Source organism: Psychrobacter coccoides (assembly GCF_017498085.1).
Lineage (GTDB): Bacteria > Pseudomonadota > Gammaproteobacteria > Pseudomonadales > Moraxellaceae > Psychrobacter > Psychrobacter coccoides.
Genome location: NZ_JAGBKM010000013.1, coordinates 67,112 through 84,851, shown reverse-complemented (window position 1 = coordinate 84,851; position 17,740 = coordinate 67,112). Strand labels below are relative to the sequence as shown.

Genomic DNA, 17,740 nt, shown 5'->3' with positions numbered 1-17,740 from the left:
TATTAAGTCTTCGCAAAAACAATTTCCTAAAAAAGGAAAATTATTTAAAATCAAACTTATTAAGCTAATACTGAGTAGGGCAGAATACTTAATAAGCGTACTACTAAAAATGGTGGACCGACCGCGACTCGAACGCGGGACCAATTGATTAAAAGTCAACTGCTCTACCAACTGAGCTATCGGTCCTGAGAGACGTTAAAAAATTGCACTGCAATTTTAGTTTCGCAAGAGAAATCCCTTTAAATGGGATTTTCTAATACTTATGTCTATAATCACAGTGTCTGATTGTAGACATAAAAATCTTTCTTAAAGAAAGATATATAACGCTTAAATTCTCTATATATCAAGTTATCAATATTAATAGAGGCATTAGGCTTGCTTACTCGTTTAGAGAGCTTGTATCCCTAAACGTGAGAGCACATTATATATATTATTAGGACAAATACAACCCCGCTTTATAAAAAAAATGCAAAACTTACAGAAAAATGCAGATTTTTTGTGTTTTTTGCTATTTTTTATCTTAGCGGGTGGTGACTACACTGCAAAAACGCTACTTTCTTGCTAAAACAAGCTTGCTACTGCCAGATGTGTTTTTTAAGTTTGATGGCATTAACAGGGGTTAGTCTCTAGACAATGCTTCAACTGGATCAAGTCTGGCGGCGTTACGAGCCGGCAAAAAGCCAAAAACCACACCGATAAGGGTTGAGCATACAAAAGCGGCCACAATAGACGCTGGCGAGTAGATCACTTTAAAGCTCTCACCGCCAACACGGTTAATCAGCTCACCAATAACAAAGGCCAGTCCAATACCCAGTAGACCCCCCAATATACATACCAGTACCGCTTCGATCAAAAACTGCTGCATAATATCATTTTGGCGGGCACCGACGGCCATACGCACACCAATCTCATTGGTACGTTCGGTGACTGAGACCAGCATAATGTTCATAACGCCAATACCGCCTACAATCAAGGAGATAATCGCAATTGACGATATCAATAACGTCATAGTGCCTGTAGTGGCTTCGATGGTTTGTCGAATAGAGTCTGAGTTGCGAATACGAAAGTCATCGGTCCCGTGGCGGCCTTCAATAAGTGTAGAAATCGCTGATTCAGCGGCTGACGATGAGATACTGTCATCAATTAAAGCAACAAAGCGCTCAATATTGGGGCTGCCGACTAATCGTGACATCATGGTGGTGTAGGGCATATATAGAGTGGGTGAGTCCACCTGTCCGCCAAAACCGCTATCATTAGGCTCAAGGACGCCAATAACCCGTCCCGGTACGCTACCGATAAGCACGACCTCACCGATAGGGTTGGCATTGTCAGCAAAGAAGGTCTGTTTGGCATTGTCATCGATAATGATATCTTGAGTGCGCCGTAAGATGCTTTGTTCATCAAAGCCTTGTCCTTGTGCCAATGTCTCACCACTCACCGTCAGATAGTCTTGGCCGACACCGCTAATGCTTGCTGCTTCTTGCACATTGCGATAGCGCACATTTATATTGGTATCGAGTTGTGGACTGACGCTGACCACATAAGGCTGGTCGGCAACCGCTTGTGCATCTTGCGGCGTCAGATTGTCATCATTATAACGCCGTCTGGGGTCCCCCCATGGATAGCCATCAATCACGGTGATGGTGTTTGTGCCTAGCGAGCTGATATTGGCCAATATTTGCGCTTGTGAGCCTTTGCCAAGTCCGACGACGGAGACTACTGAGGCGATACCGATGATAATGCCCAGCATCGTTAGCAGGGTGCGCATTTTGTGCGCACGCATGGCAAGCAGTGACATCTTAAAGGCTTCAAATAAGCGATCTATAAAGCTGCTTAATTTGCCTTTACGATGCTGAGCAAGGATAGGCTCGGGCAGCACCTTGTCTTGATCTTGGGTTTTTAGATAGTGCTCAGTTCGATAATCTTCAATGACATAACCGTCTTTGAGTTCAATCACACGCTCGGCTTGCTGGGCAAGGCCTGGGTCGTGGGTGACCATGATAATAGTGTGACCTTGCGCTTTTAGGTCATGCAAGATTTTCATCACATCTGCGCCAGACTTACTATCTAGGGCGCCGGTGGGCTCATCAGCTAAGATAATATCGCCGCCGTTCATCAGCGCTCGGGCAATAGAGACCCGCTGTTGCTGACCGCCTGAGAGCTGATTGGGGCGGTTGTTGACCTTGTCTGCCAGTCCTAAATCGGCCAATAGCTGCTCGGCACGGGCGCTACGTGCTTGTCCGTTCATGCCAGCATAAACGGCGGGCACGGCGACGTTATCACGGGCATTGATATCGCCTAGTAGGTGGTAGCGCTGAAAAATAAAACCGAAATGCTCACGACGAAGTTCTGCCAACTCATCAGCATCAAGGCGGCTCACTGATTGGCCAAATATCTTATATTCACCCGCTGTCGCTTGGTCAAGACAGCCTAAGATATTCATCAAAGTCGACTTGCCTGATCCTGACTGACCGATGATGGCGACCATCTCGCCTTGATTGATGGTCAGATCAATATCATGAAGCACACGGATGGTCTGCTCGCCGGCAGGGAATTCTTTGATCAAGCCCTTGACTTGCATCAAGGGTGCGTTTGCGCTGTTATTAGAAATGGGAGTGTTGCTATCCATGAATGCATGCCTATATGATCACTATCAAAAGCTTAAAAGTTAGCGGCTAAAATGGGCGTCTGCCTTGACCACCTTGTCCTTGGCCGGACTGCCCTTCACTTAAGATAATCTCATCACCTGCGCTTAAACCGCTTAGTATTTGGGCATTGACACGGTTATTGATACCGACCTCTACTGGTTGTTCAATGACTTGTCCAGCATCGTTTAGCACTCTAACCATGGCTTTGGTGCCGACTTGCGCTTTGCTAGTCGCATGAGCCGTTTGTTTGTTGTCTTGCCTAGTGTTGCTAGCAGGTTGTAATGCCGCTGCCGGAATCAGTAAGGTGTTTTTAGCGTGGTCAACGACAATATAAACTTGTGCCGTCATATCAATACGAAAGCGGCGCTCGGTGTTGGGCACTTCAATGTAGCCAATGTAATAGATGGCAGAATCTGTTGAGCTGGTGTCGCTGATATTTTCAGGCGCAGGCTCGATGGCCTTGAGGGTGGCATCATACTTTTGGTCAGGGTTGCCAATGATATTAAAATAAACCGGCATGCCTGGTTCGACATTGATCACATCGGCCTCAGAGATTTGTGCATTGATACGGACGGTCGACAAATCAGCTAAGGTCACAATGGTGGGTGCGGTTTGGTTGGCGTTGACTGTGGTGCCTTGTTCGGTGGTGATAGAGACCACAGTACCAGCCATCGGTGCACGAATGGTGGTGTAGCTGAGGTCTTCTTCGGCAGTGCTGACGTTGGTCTGGGCTTTGCGTAGGGCCGCTTGTTGGCTATTAATATTGGCTTTTGTGGTAGCGATGGCGGCCTTTGCATTATCGATCGCTGCAAGTGCATTATTGACAGCAGCACGAGCGGTCTCTACTCGAGTCGCTTGAGTGTCGTATTCTTGCTGTGATATCGCATCGATAGCGACTAAATCTTGTAAGCGCTCAAAGTCTGCTTGGGCTTGCTTTAGGTCTGCTCGGCGGCTGGCAAGGTCAGCATAGGCACTTTTTAGGCTTGCTTCACGGCTTAGCGCCTCTGCCTCGGCACTTTCAATAGCAGCTATGCTTTGTTCAAGGCTGGCTTGCTGATTGCTTAAGTTGTTTTTTTGGGTGACCTGATCAATCTGTGCAATCAAATCGCCTTTTTGTACCTCATCGCCGACTTCTACATAGAGTCTCGTCACTTCACCCGAGACTTGTGCCCCGACATCGACGGTATTTAGGGCTTTGACCTTGCCTGAGGCCATGACGTTATTTTCGATATCACCAATCTCAGCAGTAGCGGTGATGTAGTTGGGTGCCTCGTCAGTAGGTTTGAAGAAGCTGTAAGCGAGGGCAGCGACCACGACAACGATGAGGGCAATGCTACCCCATTTGACAGCAGATTTTCTGCTTAGTTTGCGCATGACAACAATCCAATCACAATGAACACAAGTGTAAGTATAGTAGAGAGTTTATGGGTAAAAGGGAACGACAATTGGTTTAAGAAAGGTTAAGAGATGATAAGGCGTTGACATATTTACCCAAACAGGCGTTGGCCAGATAATTCAAGCGCAGCTTGCAGCAGCAGCTCCCACGCAGGTTGACGTACAAGGCCTTTAATCGCTTGATCGCAGCGATAGAGTAGTGCAGGCCACTGGATAGTTTGTTCTTTTGACTGGCGGCGACACGCCCCTTGATACAAGCTTTGTTTGCTACGCCAGATGCCAAGTGCTTGCGGGTCTTGTCCATCCATCAGCTGCATGACTTGGCGCATGTCTTTGCTGATTGCCCATAGCACTAAGGTCGCCGGCTCATCAGTTGCTTTGAGCTGCGAGATGATTTTGACCACTTGCCTGCTGTTGCCTGCCAGCATGGCATCGGATAAATCAAACACGCTATAGTGGGCGTCGCTGACCAGTGCCGCTTGCAGATCATTGATATCTAGTGCGACACTGTTGACACCAGTGCTACCGGCTACTTTGATTGTAGGGTTTGCAGCACTGATGTCTGTGTGCTTGACGTTATCAGTATCGGTCATGAGCTGAGGAGCAAACAGATAAGACAATCGCCACAGTGTCTGATAAGCACTGAGCAGATGATGCTCAGTATGCGACATGAGCAGTTGCCATGCCTCTTTTGATAAATCTAGGCCAAACTGCTGTGCTTGTATCTGTAGCAGTTGTTGGCGTTGTTGTTCGTTGTATAAGTTGCAATCAATGACATGACCATACTTGGCAAACGGCGCAAACCACTTACTGCTCTGACTGCGCTTGTCTTGCTTAGGGGTGAGCCATAGCAAGCTGTGACTGTGTGCTCCGCTTTGGGCCTCGGTAGCAAACCGTTCAAGCTCAGCAATAACGGTTTTATCCGGTTTATGATTACCCGTGACGATCAAAGCACTGGCATCGTCAAATAAAGACTGACTGCCCAATTCAGACAATACCTCTTGCCAAGTTTTGGTCGATATCAGCTCGATCCGCTTGATGGCGTAGTTTTGTGTCTGCCAATGTGGTCGTATGGCGTCAACAAGCCATTGGTGTAGTAGGGGCTCATCGCCATGAGCCAACCACAGGCCCGCTACTGCAACTGAAGGTTGTAATAGTTTTGGGTAAGCCTGTATAAAGGTCTCTTGCATATATGATGATACTTTAAGGATTGGGTGTGATAATAGTGGCTGTCTGAGCACTCTTAATCAGTGGTGCTGAGCTGCCACTCTGCTTAGAGGCATCCTGAGGTAAAGAGATGGCAACATACTGATCAGTAATACGGCGTGCTAAGCTGTCATATAACCAGTCACGAATCTGACTGCCCTGTTGATCATCGGTACTGACGGAAGCCTCGTTATACTGATAGCTGCGTTCGACCTGGATAGGATTGCTCAATGTAATAGGCTTGCCATTTTCGAGCGTTTGATAGCTAACATCTGCAGATAAGACCAAGCGGATCTCGGTAAGCACACCAACCAGCTCATAACGCTTAAAACGCACGTTATTGACTCTAATAGTAGCGATTTGATCGGCATTGGTGCGGTTGGCATTCTCTATCACTGCAATACTGTCGACCACTTCAACCCCTAAGGCTTCTAGACGACGTGTTAAGGGTAGCTTTAGTGGAAAAGAAGTCCGATTGTCCTCAATGATAACGGCTGTTTTGTCCACCTCAAAACTAAGAGGCGTCTCGTAACCACGCAGCTGAAACCCACAACCACTAAGTACAGTCGTAGCACCGAGCATTGTCAGCATCGGTACAGCAGCAAGTAGCATTGTCGCTAGTTTTGCGCCACGCTGCTTGCTTGCCGCATCATGTTTTAGCTGTGATGGTACATGCTTTTTGAGCGCTGCTCGGTGCTTATACGACATAATCGCTATCCTTAGATTATAAAAAGGCTCAGTATAATAAAAACCACTGAGCCTAAAACAGCTAGCCAACAACGACAATGTTAACTAATTTATTAGGTACGACAATCTCTTTTTTGATGTCCCCAGTCAGGAATTTTTTCACACTCTCAATATCACGAGCCTGAGCTTTTAGCTGTTCAGGGTCGCTATTAGGTGCCACATCCATCTTACCACGTACCTTACCGTTGACCTGTACGACCATGGTGACGGTGTCTTGTACCAAAGCGCTGGTATCGACGCTTGGGTAGAGCATGGCGATAGTATCGATCCCCAACTGTTCTAGTAAGTATTCACCAACGTGAGGCGCATAGACGGATAGCATAATCAATAAATCAACCAGTGCTTCATGCTGTACCTGCAGGTCTTGCTCGTTTGCGGCTTTAAAGCTGGTAAGCTCGTTGGCAAGCTCCATCAAACTAGACACAGGCGTGTTTAGTGCCAGACGCTCGCCCAAGTCTTTATCAATCTTGGCAACGGTCTCATGAGTCTTACGGCGTAGGTTTTTGGCCGCTTTGCTCAAGTCATTGGTATCTAAAGCGGTCGTATTTATCGCGTCTAGTGCTAGGTTGGCGCTAGCCAAGGCTTGCAGATGGTCTGTTGCGATACGCCATACTTTTTTGACAAAGTTATACGGGCCTTTTAGAGCGTCATCTGACCATTCAAGTGTTTGATCTGCAGGGGCAGTAAAGAGCGTATAGAGACGCACTGTGTCAGCACCGTACTGATCAATAGTCGTTTGAGGGTCAACACCGTTATTTTTTGACTTTGACATTTTTTCTATTTTACCGATAGTGACTGGCTGTCCATCTGATTTTAAGATGGCTTTGACTGGCTGTCCACGGTCGTTATAGTCAATATCTATATCGCCTGGGAAATAGTAGGTTGTACTGCCGTCAGCGTTGAGACGATAGAAAGTACCAGCCAGTACCATACCTTGGGTCATTAAGTTGGCAAACGGTTCATTACCTGACACCAAGTTTTCGTCACGCATAAGCTTATGGAAGAAGCGGGCATAAAGCAGGTGCATGACTGCATGTTCGACACCACCGATATATTGATCGACAGGCAGCCATTTGTTAGCTGCAGATTTGTTGACCATGTTTTGGCTGTCATTGGGGCTGGCAAAGCGAGCGTAATACCAACTCGACTCGACAAAGGTGTCAAAGGTATCGGTTTCACGCTCAGCTGGATTGCCGCATTTAGGACAAGTGGTATTGACGAACTCTGGCATGTTTTTGAGTGGATTACCACGACCATCAGGGACAACATCCGTAGGCAGTATCACTGGTAAGTCCTGCTCTTCTACAGGGACGTTGCCGCAATGCTCACAATTAATCATAGGGATAGGACAACCCCAATAGCGCTGGCGAGAGACGCCCCAATCCCGCAGACGATACTGGATTTTTTTGTTGGCAAGTCCTTTTGGTTCAAGCTTTGCAAGCATTGCCTCAAATGAATCATCAAAGTCCATACCGTCAAACTCGCCTGAGTTGATCAAGGTATTACGTTCGGTATAGGCAAGGTTTGGCTCAGAGCCATCTGCTTGCGCTTCAGAGATTCTGGCTTGAGCAAAGCCTTCAGGAGACTGAATGACTTGTTTGATGGGCAAGCCATATTTGGTCGCAAATTCATAATCACGCTCATCATGCGCTGGTACCGCCATCACTGCGCCTGAGCCATAGCTCATCAGGACGTAGTTGGCAACCCAAACAGGAATGTCCTCACCAGTCAAAGGATGGGTCACCGTCAGCCCTGTGTCCATACCTATTTTGTCTGCCTTAGCCAGATCCGCTTCAGCGACGGAGCCTTTTTTGCACAGGTCACAAAACTGGGCGATCGCTTCATCTTTCTCAGCAGCATATTGGGCTAGAGGGTGCTCGGCAGCAACAGCGACATAAGTGACACCCATTAGGGTATCAGGGCGAGTAGTAAAGACGTCTAGGGTGCTGTCTTCATCAGCAATATGATAAGGGAAGTGAACTTCCATACCAGCGCTACGGCCAATCCAATTGCGCTGCATGGTCAGGACTTCAGACGGCCAATGCCCTTCTAACTGCTCTAAATCATCCAATAACTCATCAGCATAGTCGGTGATATTAAAGTAGTACATAGGGATATCACGCTTTTCGACAGGTGCACCACTACGCCAGCCTTTACCATCGATTACCTGCTCATTGGCCAAGACAGTGTTGTCCACTGGATCCCAGTTCACTGTAGAGAGCTTTTTATAGACCAAGCCTTTTTTATACAGCTGCAAAAACAACCACTGCTCCCATTGATAATACTCAGGGCTACAAGTGGCAAACTCACGTGACCAGTCAATCGATAAGCCCAATAACTTCAGCTGCGCACGCATGCTATCAATATTGGCAAACGTCCAAGCCGCTGGCGGTGTTTGATTGGCAATAGCAGCATTTTCGGCAGGTAGACCAAAGCCATCCCAGCCCATTGGCTGCATGACATCATAGCCCTTTAAGCGATAATAACGGCTCAGTACATCCGAGATGGTGTAGTTACGGACGTGGCCCATATGTAGCTTACCGCTAGGATACGGAAACATCGATAGCATATAGCGAACAGGTTTTTCGCTTGGCTCATTGTCTACCTCAAAGCGCTTATCAGCTTCCCATTTGGCTTGCTGCTGCGCTTCGATCAGTTGCGGTTGGTATTGGGTACTGTCTATAGAGGTGTTATTGGTATTATTCATATTGGCAGTTTCTGCGTTCACGGCGTTGCTCATAGTTGGCTCGGAATTGATGGTTACAGATAAATTGAAGGAAATTAAATAATGCCATAGCATAGCGTAATTTGGTAAAAATTGCGATGGTATGATGGTGCGCTTGCTTGATAAGTTTGTGGTTTTAGACCGACTATGATTGAGGTAAGCGTCTACACTTTGTCAGTATTAGGTATAATGAGAGGAATAATGACAATGGACTTGGAGTTTATATGACCATCACGATTTACGGCATCAAATCATGCAGTACCATGAAAAAAGCCTTTGCTAAGCTTGATGAGCTGGACGTCAGCTATGAGTTTCATGATTACAAAAAACAAGGTATCGATAAAAAGAGCGTAGAGCGCTGGGTAGATCAGCTGGGTATCGACAAGGTATTAAATAAGCGGGGCACCACATGGCGCAAACTAACCGATGAGCAAAAGGCGGCAGCGGATAGTGATGAGGACAAAGCGATAGAGTTGCTTGTTGCTCATACCAGTATGATCAAACGTCCAATTATAGAAGGGGCGCGTCATGAGCAGCCTATTCTACTTTGCGGTTTTGACGCTGATGAGCTTGATAACGCTTTGTCATAAAAGGCGCTGCTTTTATTTAAAAAGCCCGAGCTTAGAACTCTAAGCTCGAGCTTTTTGGTATTATACACTCGACTCAATATCTCTAGCTTAAAGAGGCGTCCAAGTCACGGCTGATAAGCGTCCCAACGCCTTCGTTGGTGAAAATCTCTAACAGCGTTGCATGGGGCACACGGCCATCGACGATAACGGCGCTTTTGACGCCGCTACGTACGGCATCGAGCGCACATTGAATCTTAGGAATCATGCCGCCTGAGATCGTACCATCTTCGATTAGGCTGTCCACTTTCCTTGGTGTGAGGCCAGTCACGACTTTACCATCACGACCCAACACCCCTTTGATATTGGTTAGTAGCATCAGTTTTTCTGCCTGCAAAAACTCCGCTACTTTACCTGCGACCAAGTCAGCATTGATGTTATAGGTATCGCCATTTTCATCGACGCCAAGCGGTGCAATCACAGGAATAAAGTTGGAGGCGATTAGCATATCGATAACGTCTTTATTGACACTGACCACTTCACCAACGAAACCTAAGTCTACAGAGGCGGTGATACCTGTTTCATCGGTTTTTTCTACCAGCAGTTTTTTGGCTTGAATAAGGTTAGCATCCTTACCTGTCAGTCCGATAGCACGGCCACCGTGCTTATTAATAAGGCTCACGATAGATTTATTGACATTGCCGCCCAGTACCATCTCGACGATATCCATGGTGCTTTTGTCAGTCACACGCATGCCGTCAATACGATCAGACTGACGGCCAAGCTCTTGTAATAAATGATCAACTTGTGGCCCGCCGCCATGGACGACGACTGGGTGTAGTCCAACTGTCTTTAGAAGTACGATATCACGTGCAAATGAGCTTTCTAGAGCGGGATCAGTCATGGCATTGCCGCCATATTTTACGACGATTAACTTACCGACAAAACGTTGAATATAGGGTAGGGCGGTGGTGAGTACTTCAGCGGTGTTTTTGGCGTCATCTAAATTAAGCGACATTATGCTCTCCTAAAGCGTCAATATAAAACAGGTAAAATAAAAAATTATCATGATTACTCAGGGCTAATCGCTGCAATTTGGGCGGCGATTTGGGGATCAAGTATATGGCATAGAGCCTCAAAGCGTGCTTGCACATCTTTCATGTCTGCTAAGCTGTCTCCTGCAAAGCGTACGGTAAGGCTATGGCTGGTGTTTGACTGACGTAACACCCCAAACCCATGGGCAAAATCCAAACGCACGCCATCAATGCAAGTTATAGAGGTGCCTACTGGTATCAGCTGTTGCGCTTGAGCAGCGATCCATTCTGGCCATTCATTAAGACAACCACATAATACCGTGTGTACAGTAGCTTTGGTTTGTGTAGAGTCTGGTAGTGGCATGTTGAGGTCATCGTTTGAGACTTTTGGCTCTTTATGCCAAGAGTTTGTCTGCTGTACACTTACAGTTTGTAAGTAGTGACACAGGTTGGCCAAGCGCTCAACGATTGAGCAACAAGTAGGTTCGTCAGGTAGTGGCAAATAGGTATCAGCAGTACTGACCAAAATAGGCAGGTGTTGGGTAATGTCGGTCAGCCGATAAGGCAGGCTGGCTCTTTTAGATGCTCCCCATGAATCAGTATTGAATGATGCAAGAGAGTGAGCAGGAATGCTGTTTGTATCTGTATAACCAAAGGTGCTGATGTAGGTGGCTATCTGCGCCGAGGCAAGCCAATGCAGTAGCCGTAGCCCAGCATACATCGCATCATCATGAATGATAAAGTAACGGTCATTAAAAATAAAATGCCCTGATAACTCGCCTGCAAATATCGCCTGACGATAATGCGAGTGTAGCTGCTGACGCATGATGCTACTGCCTGTCTTGCCCATGATGGGTGAAGCGCCGTTTTCTTTGAGTAACCGAGGCAGATGATGAGAGCATTTAACATCAAACAATACTTGTAAGTCGGCAGAGGCTTGAGTAGTGTCAGGATATTCAGAGATGGCGACTTGTGCCAATAGATAAAGCAGATGATCCGGATTGACAACCTTGCCTCTGTTATCCACGACCATAAGTCTGTCGCCATCACCGTCAAATGCCAGCCCTATATCTGCCTCAGTCACCATGACGGTTTGTTGTAGCTCAGCCAGACGGTTGGGTTCAGTAGGATCAGGATTGCCTGAGGGAAAGCTGCCATCAGGCTCATCATTTAGTACCATTACTCGCTGACAAAACCGGGTGAATAACGGCTGAGCGATATGGCCGGTTGCGCCATTCATACAGTCAATCACGACCATCAAGTCCAGCTTGTCAGTAGCACTGCTGTTCCGGCTGATATTGCCATTTTGCTGTTTGATATGGCAAAACACGTCGGCAATTGCCTCAATATAAGTGTCTATAACCGCCGTGGCTGTCGGCTTAATCACATGATCGGCGGCGGTGCTATGACGACTGGCGCTAAAACTAGAGTGAGCTGTAAAGGGGTTGGGTACATCAATAGTCGCTAAGCTTTTATACAAGCTTTGAATGTCTTCACGACTAGGCGACTGGCCCTTTAAAGTCCACTTAATACCCAGCGTGTCTTTTTCTGAATGACTGGCCGTGACCATGATACCGTGACCATCATATCGCTGCGCCCAAAATACCATCATCGGTGTCGTAATCAGCCCTAAGGGTATCACCGTTATACCGTGCCAACTGAGTATGTCTGCAAGTGTATGCGCTATCGTATCGCTACCATAGCGCACGTCATAACCGATGACTACCGTACAGTCTTTGCGCTTTGCAGGATTTGCCTGTTGATGATGGTTTTGGATGTCATAAAGATGCGCAAATGCCACGCCTAACGCCTGGATAAACTCTGGCGTGAAGTACTGCCGATCACCACGAATGTCATAAGCCCGAAACAGAGGGAGCTGTGCAGAAAAGGTCGACATGACTACAATCTCCTTTGTCCCTGTCTCAGAGTACACTGGTTAAAAGTGAAATGACTAATGTTTAAATATAGCAGATTTTAGCTTATTGGCGACCTGAATGACCAAAACCGCCTGCGCCCCGCACGCTGGTGTCACTAAACTCATTGACCACTTCGAACTCGGGACGGGCGACAGGCACGACGATATACTGCGCCATACGCTCCGCTGGTTGTAGTACAAAGTCTTGATTGCTACGGTTCCAAACACTGACCATCAGCTCGCCTTGGTAGTCGGCATCGATAAGCCCCACTAGGTTGCCCAGTACAATACCATGCTTATGACCAAGGCCTGAACGTGGCAAAATCATACCTGCATAATTAGGATCTTGAATATAAACTGCCAACCCTGTCCCTATTAAATGCGTCGCACCGGCCGCAATCGTTAGTGGCTCATCTATACAGGCTCGCAAATCAATACCAGCCGAGCCATCAGTCGCTCGTGTCGGTAGAGAAAAAGCCTCGTCTTGGGTAAGTTTTGGGTTTAGGACTTTGACTTGTACAGCTTGCATAACACACTCACTTAAGGTTTTAGCAGGTTAGATAAATTAATTGGTGTAACAAAGATATAGAGCAGTAAAATATTGCCGTGCTTGTTGTGCTGTCACAGACAAAGGCTACAAAAAATCATGCCAGCAGTACGGCATCATTTCTAGATGCTATCTACGGCACAAGGCCTATAAGATCAATACGCTGGCCAGTCCCAAGAAGGACATGAAACCCACGATATCAGTCACGGTAGTCAATATTACCGAAGCCGAGAGCGCAGGATCGATATTCATACGTTTTAGGAGCAAAGGTATACTAATGCCAGATACATTAGCAGCTGTCATGTTGATAGCAATGGCCAAACCAATCACCGCACTGATCTTAGCGTCTTGAAACCAAAGCTGTGCGATAAGCGCCATGATGACCGCCCATATGATACCGTTTATCGCACCGACCCACAGCTCTTTATTAAGCAGCCACAAGCGGTTGGAGCCACCGATCTGACCCATGGCCATGCCACGGATGACGACCGTCAGTGTTTGTGATCCTGCGATCCCGCCCATACTTGCCACCACTGGCATCAATATCGCCAGCGCCACGACCTTTGCCAGTACCGCTTCAAATTGACCAATGACCGCTGCCGCCAATAACGCCGTACATAAGTTAATGCCAAGCCAAATGCTACGACTTTTGGCACTGGTCAATATCGGCGCAAACAGCTCTTCATCATCACTCACACCCGCCAAGTGCTTCATGGTACTGTCGACATCATCTTGGATAATCTCCATGATATCTTCAGCATTTAGCTGCCCTACCAACTCACCAAAATCGTTTACGACAGGTGCGAAGCTGATATCTGCTGAGCGAAACACTGCCGCTGCGTCTTGGATATCCATACGATCATTGATGGTGATGGCGGGGTCTATCCACTGTTCGACTAAGGACTGTTGTGGATATTTAATCAAGTCTACCAAGCTCAGTAGCCCCATGAGCTGATAACTTTGGTCTACTACGATAAGCTCTTGGGTTTGGTCATCGAGCAGATTTGGTTCGCTACGTAACCAGTGTTGTACCTGCTCAAGGCTGATATTGCCTTGAATCTGAATGGTATCGGGGTCCATGTAGTCCCCAACCTCCCAATCGTCATAGGTATTCAGCTGCTTGACTTGAAGACGAATATCGTCTTCAAGGTTTGCCATGACTTCACTGCGGACCTCTTCTTCTACCGTATCCAAAATCTCAGCGATGTCACGAGCGTCAAGGTCCTCTGCCAGTGTCTCAATCTCGCCCGCTTGCATGTTTTCCATGAGGGAGGGGCGAATGTCATCTTCAACCTCAGCAAGTACTTCACCTTTGATATCTAAAGGCACTTGCTGCCAAATCAGCCGTCTGTCATTGCCAGGAAAGGACTCGAGTAGATTGGCGATTTCATACTCTGACTGCTCAGCCAAAAAGTCAGCCATCACGGGTGTGTCGTGCTCAGCCACCAGCGTCTGCAGATAAATCAGTTTATCTTCAGCACTATACTCTGCTGGATTGTATTCTGTCTGCACTTTAGGCGGCTGTTCTACACTGGGCGGGGAAGCAGACATAAGGTTTCCAAATTTAGTGTGATAAAGAATGCTCTAAGTAAAGCAGGGAGTAAAGTCATCTATTAACGATTACCCAATAGTGCTCTGATATTAGCTAAATATTCATCGGCAACGGCTTCGGGGTTTTTAGTCGCCTTTTTCTTTTTGGCTTTCGCTGGCCAGTCGATATGATCTTCTGGTAGCTCATCTAAAAACCGTGACTCTGAGGTCACTCGCATTTGTCCACCCGCCCGGCGCTGGGTGGCAAGTGTCAACGTCAGCTCACGACGGGCACGGGTAATACCCACATACATCAAGCGGCGCTCTTCTTCTATCGTCTCACTCATGATGGAGTTACGATGGGGTAGCAGCTCTTCTTCTAAACCCATGATATACACGTAATCAAACTCCAAACCTTTGGCAGCGTGCAAGGTCATCAAGTTCACCTTATTGGTGTTTTCTTCTTCCTGCTGCTGCTCCAGCATATCGAGCAACACCAGCTTACGAATGATGGTATCAATCGTACGATCTTCGTCTTCTTCTGCACGGTTGATCAGCGATTGAATACTGGTATAAAGCATCTCGATATTATCGATACGGTTCTTTTCTTGCTGCGGTGTTTTGGCGTCGCTACGTACAAAGTCAATATAACCGGTCTCGTCAATCATTTGGCGAACGATAGGTACAGGGTCAGGGTGCTGGTCGAGCTCACGAGTGTAGTGTTCAATAAAGTCGCCAAATTCTTTAAGCGTACCATAAGCCTTATTTGGCAACACATGAGACAGGCCACCATGAGTACAGGAGGCAAGTAGTGAAATGCTGTGCTCTTGTGAAAACAATCCTAGTTTTTCTAAAGTAGCCGGACCCATGCCACGTTTGGGCGTATTAATGATACGCAAAAACGCACTGTCATCTTCAGGGTTCAATATAAGGCGCAGGTAGCCCATAATATCTTTAATTTCACTACGAGCAAAGAAGGACTGGCCGCCAGAGAGCTTATAGGGTACTTGTAGCTGACGCAGCTGGGCCTCAAGCATTCGTGCTTGAAAGTTACTGCGATAGAGCACGGCGTATTGTTCCCACTCGTTACCAAAACGCAGCTTGTGAGTGACGATCTCCTTTGCTACTCGTTCAGATTCATCATCATCATTACGGCAGTTGATGATGCGGATTTTTTCGCCTTGGCCTTTATCCGACCACAGCTTTTTTTCAAATAAATGCTCGTTATTGGTAATAACGGCGTTCGCTGAGGTCAAAATCCGAGTGGTTGAGCGGTAGTTTTGCTCCAGCATGACGATTTTAAGCTTAGGGAAGTCCTCTTTGAGCAGTGCCATATTTTCAGGCTTGGCACCACGCCACGCATAGATAGACTGATCGTCATCACCAACGACAGTAAAGCGCCCTTGCGGCCCGACCAAGTACTTAATCATCTCATATTGTGCGGTATTGGTGTCCTGATATTCATCGACCAATAGATAGCGAATGCGGTTTTGCCACTTATCACGCAGCTCGCTGTTTTCACGCAAAATCTTCGTTGGTAGGACGATAAGATCATCAAAATCGACAGCATTATAAGCACGTAAATTACGCTCATATAAAGCATATAAAGTGGCAAATATCATATCTTCTGGATCGTCTAACGTCTCCATCGCCTGATCAGGTTCAATCAGATCATTTTTCCAATCCGATATCATCTTAATGGCTTTACCCACCAGCTCTCGGCTCTCAGCGCCAGACAGATTGTCACGCATCATCAGCTCCATAAGCAGGCGCTTACTATCATCACTATCCATGATAGAAAAGTTGCCTTTGAGCGGCGTATGAATCAGCTCATAACGTAAAAACTGTAAGCCAAACTGATGAAAGGTAGAGACCGTCAACCCACGTGTTTTTTCACTAGGCAGTAGTTTACCGACCCTAGCTTTCATCTCGCGCGCCGCTTTATTGGTAAAGGTCACGGCAGTGATACGCTCGGCTGGCATGTTGCACTCTTCGATGAGATAGGCGATCTTACGGGTGATCACCGAAGTCTTACCAGAGCCTGCACCTGCGAGTACCAGTAGCGGCCCTGATACGTAGAGCATGGCCTCTTGTTGTCTAGGATTAAGTTGACTCATAATAGGACCTGTAGAGCAAAAGCGATAGGAAGGTAGTGCCCCAATTTTAGTAATAAAATGCGATAGATATGTGAGACAAGCACTAAAATCAGGTGAGCTATTATAAAGCATAAATAGCGGTTTTGGAAAAGAAGTAAAGTGCGCCAATAGAGCTGGGCCTATTGACGCACTAAAAAATCGTTATACGCATTAAACAATCGTTATGAAGGCTTAAGCGGATTAGGCGTTATTTAACTGTCTTGCTGCTTCAAGCGCAAAATAAGTCAAGATGCCATCAGCGCCGGCACGGCGAAAGCCAATCAAGGACTCTAAAATGACCGCATCAGTGAGCCAGCCATTTTGAATGGCAGCCATATGCATGGCATATTCACCAGAGACCTGATAAGCGAATGTTGGCACACCAAAAGTGTTTTTGACCTCACGGATCAGGTCCAAGTAGGGCTGCCCAGGCTTGATCATCACCATATCGGCACCCTCATTGATGTCCATTGCCACTTCATGCAGTGCTTCTGCACGATTGCCAAAGTCCATTTGGTACTGTTTTTTATGGCCGCCTTTTAAGTTGCCAGCACTACCGACCGCATCACGAAACGGACCATAATAGGCAGAAGCGTACTTGGCAGAGTAGGCCATCAGAGCGGTATTGGCAAAGCCTTCAGCTTCAAAAGCATCACGCATCGCCTTGATACGACCATCCATCATATCGCTAGGAGAGATGATATCTGCACCCGCACGAGCGTGGACGAGGGCTTGCTTGACCAACACCTCAACTGTGGCATCATTGACGACATAACCGCTGTCATCAAGTAGGCCGTCTTGACCGTGTGAGGTATAAGGGTCGAGCGCCACATCTGTCATGACTACCATCTCAGGTACGGCGTCTTTAACGGCTTTTACGGCCCGAGCAGTGAGGCCGTTTTCGTCATAAGCGGCTTTGCCGTCAGGTGTTTTTAGTGCGCTGTCGATGACAGGGAAGATATCAATGGTGGTCACGCCTTCATTCAGTAACGCTTTGGCATAATCAATAAGTAGATCAATTGATAAGCGCTCAACCCCAGGCATACTGGCTATCTGCTGACGTTGGTTGTCACCTTCTAATACAAAGACTGGGGCAATAAAGTGTTTGGGATGTAACTCGACTTCACGAATCATATTGCGCACGTTATCGTTGTAACGTAAGCGGCGTAGGCGAGTCTCAGGAAATTGACGATTAAAAGTATAAGACATAGTGGTTCCTTGTTTTATTAGAGTCAATAGACTTAAAGCAAAAAAGCCCCACCAAGACAGTAGGGCCAGTTGTACAGTATTTA

The 17,740-nt window shown here is 47.0% G+C and carries 12 protein-coding genes and 1 tRNA gene; 1 reads left to right on the top strand and 12 read right to left on the bottom strand.

Annotated features, from left to right (window positions below):
• Nucleotides 1–110: 110 nt before the first annotated feature.
• From J3492_RS08280 to leuS, 6 genes are all read right to left on the bottom strand, one after another.
• Nucleotides 111–186: transfer RNA gene (locus tag J3492_RS08280), tRNA-Lys, on the bottom strand.
• A gap of 433 nt (nt 187–619) precedes the next feature.
• Nucleotides 620–2,629: a MacB family efflux pump subunit gene (locus J3492_RS08275; RefSeq protein WP_207991490.1), complete on the bottom strand. Its 2,010-nt coding sequence runs from the start codon at nt 2,627–2,629 to the stop codon at nt 620–622.
• Nucleotides 2,630–2,675: 46 nt separating this feature from the next.
• Nucleotides 2,676–4,022, bottom strand: coding sequence for an efflux RND transporter periplasmic adaptor subunit (locus tag J3492_RS08270; RefSeq protein ID WP_207991488.1), 1,347 nt, complete (start codon nt 4,020–4,022; stop codon nt 2,676–2,678).
• Nucleotides 4,023–4,135: 113 nt separating this feature from the next.
• The gene (gene holA, locus J3492_RS08265; protein ID WP_207991486.1) at nt 4,136–5,233 is read right to left on the bottom strand and encodes a DNA polymerase III subunit delta; all 1,098 of its coding nucleotides are present in this window, start codon (nt 5,231–5,233) and stop codon (nt 4,136–4,138) included.
• A gap of 13 nt (nt 5,234–5,246) precedes the next feature.
• Complete coding sequence (locus tag J3492_RS08260) at nt 5,247–5,861, bottom strand: LPS-assembly lipoprotein LptE (RefSeq protein ID WP_207991531.1); 615 nt, start codon at nt 5,859–5,861, stop codon at nt 5,247–5,249.
• A 157-nt stretch (nt 5,862–6,018) separates the two neighbouring features.
• The gene (gene leuS, locus J3492_RS08255; RefSeq protein ID WP_207991484.1) at nt 6,019–8,796 is read right to left on the bottom strand and encodes a leucine--tRNA ligase; all 2,778 of its coding nucleotides are present in this window, start codon (nt 8,794–8,796) and stop codon (nt 6,019–6,021) included.
• A 149-nt stretch (nt 8,797–8,945) separates the two neighbouring features.
• Here leuS and J3492_RS08250 point away from each other — a divergent pair, with 149 nt between their 5' ends.
• Complete coding sequence (locus J3492_RS08250) at nt 8,946–9,311, top strand: arsenate reductase (protein WP_207991477.1); 366 nt, start codon at nt 8,946–8,948, stop codon at nt 9,309–9,311.
• A gap of 82 nt (nt 9,312–9,393) precedes the next feature.
• On the opposite strand, the gene argB is transcribed toward J3492_RS08250, so the two are convergent.
• From argB to hemB, 6 genes are all read right to left on the bottom strand, one after another.
• Nucleotides 9,394–10,305, bottom strand: coding sequence for an acetylglutamate kinase (gene argB / locus J3492_RS08245; RefSeq protein WP_207991475.1), 912 nt, complete (start codon nt 10,303–10,305; stop codon nt 9,394–9,396).
• 53 nt (nt 10,306–10,358) lie between these two features.
• Nucleotides 10,359–12,218 (bottom strand): phosphohexomutase domain-containing protein, encoded by a 1,860-nt coding sequence (locus J3492_RS08240; protein WP_207991472.1) that lies wholly within the window; start codon nt 12,216–12,218, stop codon nt 10,359–10,361.
• Between the two features lie 82 nt (nt 12,219–12,300).
• Nucleotides 12,301–12,765, bottom strand: coding sequence for a dUTP diphosphatase (gene dut, locus J3492_RS08235; protein ID WP_207991471.1), 465 nt, complete (start codon nt 12,763–12,765; stop codon nt 12,301–12,303).
• Nucleotides 12,766–12,930: 165 nt separating this feature from the next.
• Nucleotides 12,931–14,334, bottom strand: coding sequence for a magnesium transporter (locus tag J3492_RS08230; RefSeq protein WP_207991469.1), 1,404 nt, complete (start codon nt 14,332–14,334; stop codon nt 12,931–12,933).
• 62 nt (nt 14,335–14,396) lie between these two features.
• Nucleotides 14,397–16,430 carry a UvrD-helicase domain-containing protein gene (locus J3492_RS08225; protein ID WP_207991467.1) on the bottom strand — a complete coding sequence of 678 codons (2,034 nt, stop codon included), beginning with the start codon at nt 16,428–16,430 and terminating at the stop codon, nt 14,397–14,399.
• Nucleotides 16,431–16,649: 219 nt separating this feature from the next.
• Nucleotides 16,650–17,657, bottom strand: coding sequence for a porphobilinogen synthase (gene hemB, locus J3492_RS08220; RefSeq protein WP_207991459.1), 1,008 nt, complete (start codon nt 17,655–17,657; stop codon nt 16,650–16,652).
• Nucleotides 17,658–17,740: the final 83 nt, after the last annotated feature.

Coding starts and splice junctions, on each gene's coding strand:
- J3492_RS08275 (WP_207991490.1), bottom strand. CDS start 2,629: ATGGATAGCAACACTCCCATTTCTAATAACAGCGCAAACGCACCCTTG.
- J3492_RS08270 (WP_207991488.1), bottom strand. CDS start 4,022: ATGCGCAAACTAAGCAGAAAATCTGCTGTCAAATGGGGTAGCATTGCC.
- holA (WP_207991486.1), bottom strand. CDS start 5,233: ATGCAAGAGACCTTTATACAGGCTTACCCAAAACTATTACAACCTTCA.
- J3492_RS08260 (WP_207991531.1), bottom strand. CDS start 5,861: ATGCTACTTGCTGCTGTACCGATGCTGACAATGCTCGGTGCTACGACT.
- leuS (WP_207991484.1), bottom strand. CDS start 8,796: ATGCTATGGCATTATTTAATTTCCTTCAATTTATCTGTAACCATCAAT.
- J3492_RS08250 (WP_207991477.1), top strand. CDS start 8,946: ATGACCATCACGATTTACGGCATCAAATCATGCAGTACCATGAAAAAA.
- argB (WP_207991475.1), bottom strand. CDS start 10,305: ATGTCGCTTAATTTAGATGACGCCAAAAACACCGCTGAAGTACTCACC.
- J3492_RS08240 (WP_207991472.1), bottom strand. CDS start 12,218: ATGTCGACCTTTTCTGCACAGCTCCCTCTGTTTCGGGCTTATGACATT.
- dut (WP_207991471.1), bottom strand. CDS start 12,765: ATGCAAGCTGTACAAGTCAAAGTCCTAAACCCAAAACTTACCCAAGAC.
- J3492_RS08230 (WP_207991469.1), bottom strand. CDS start 14,334: ATGTCTGCTTCCCCGCCCAGTGTAGAACAGCCGCCTAAAGTGCAGACA.
- J3492_RS08225 (WP_207991467.1), bottom strand. CDS start 16,430: ATGAGTCAACTTAATCCTAGACAACAAGAGGCCATGCTCTACGTATCA.
- hemB (WP_207991459.1), bottom strand. CDS start 17,657: ATGTCTTATACTTTTAATCGTCAATTTCCTGAGACTCGCCTACGCCGC.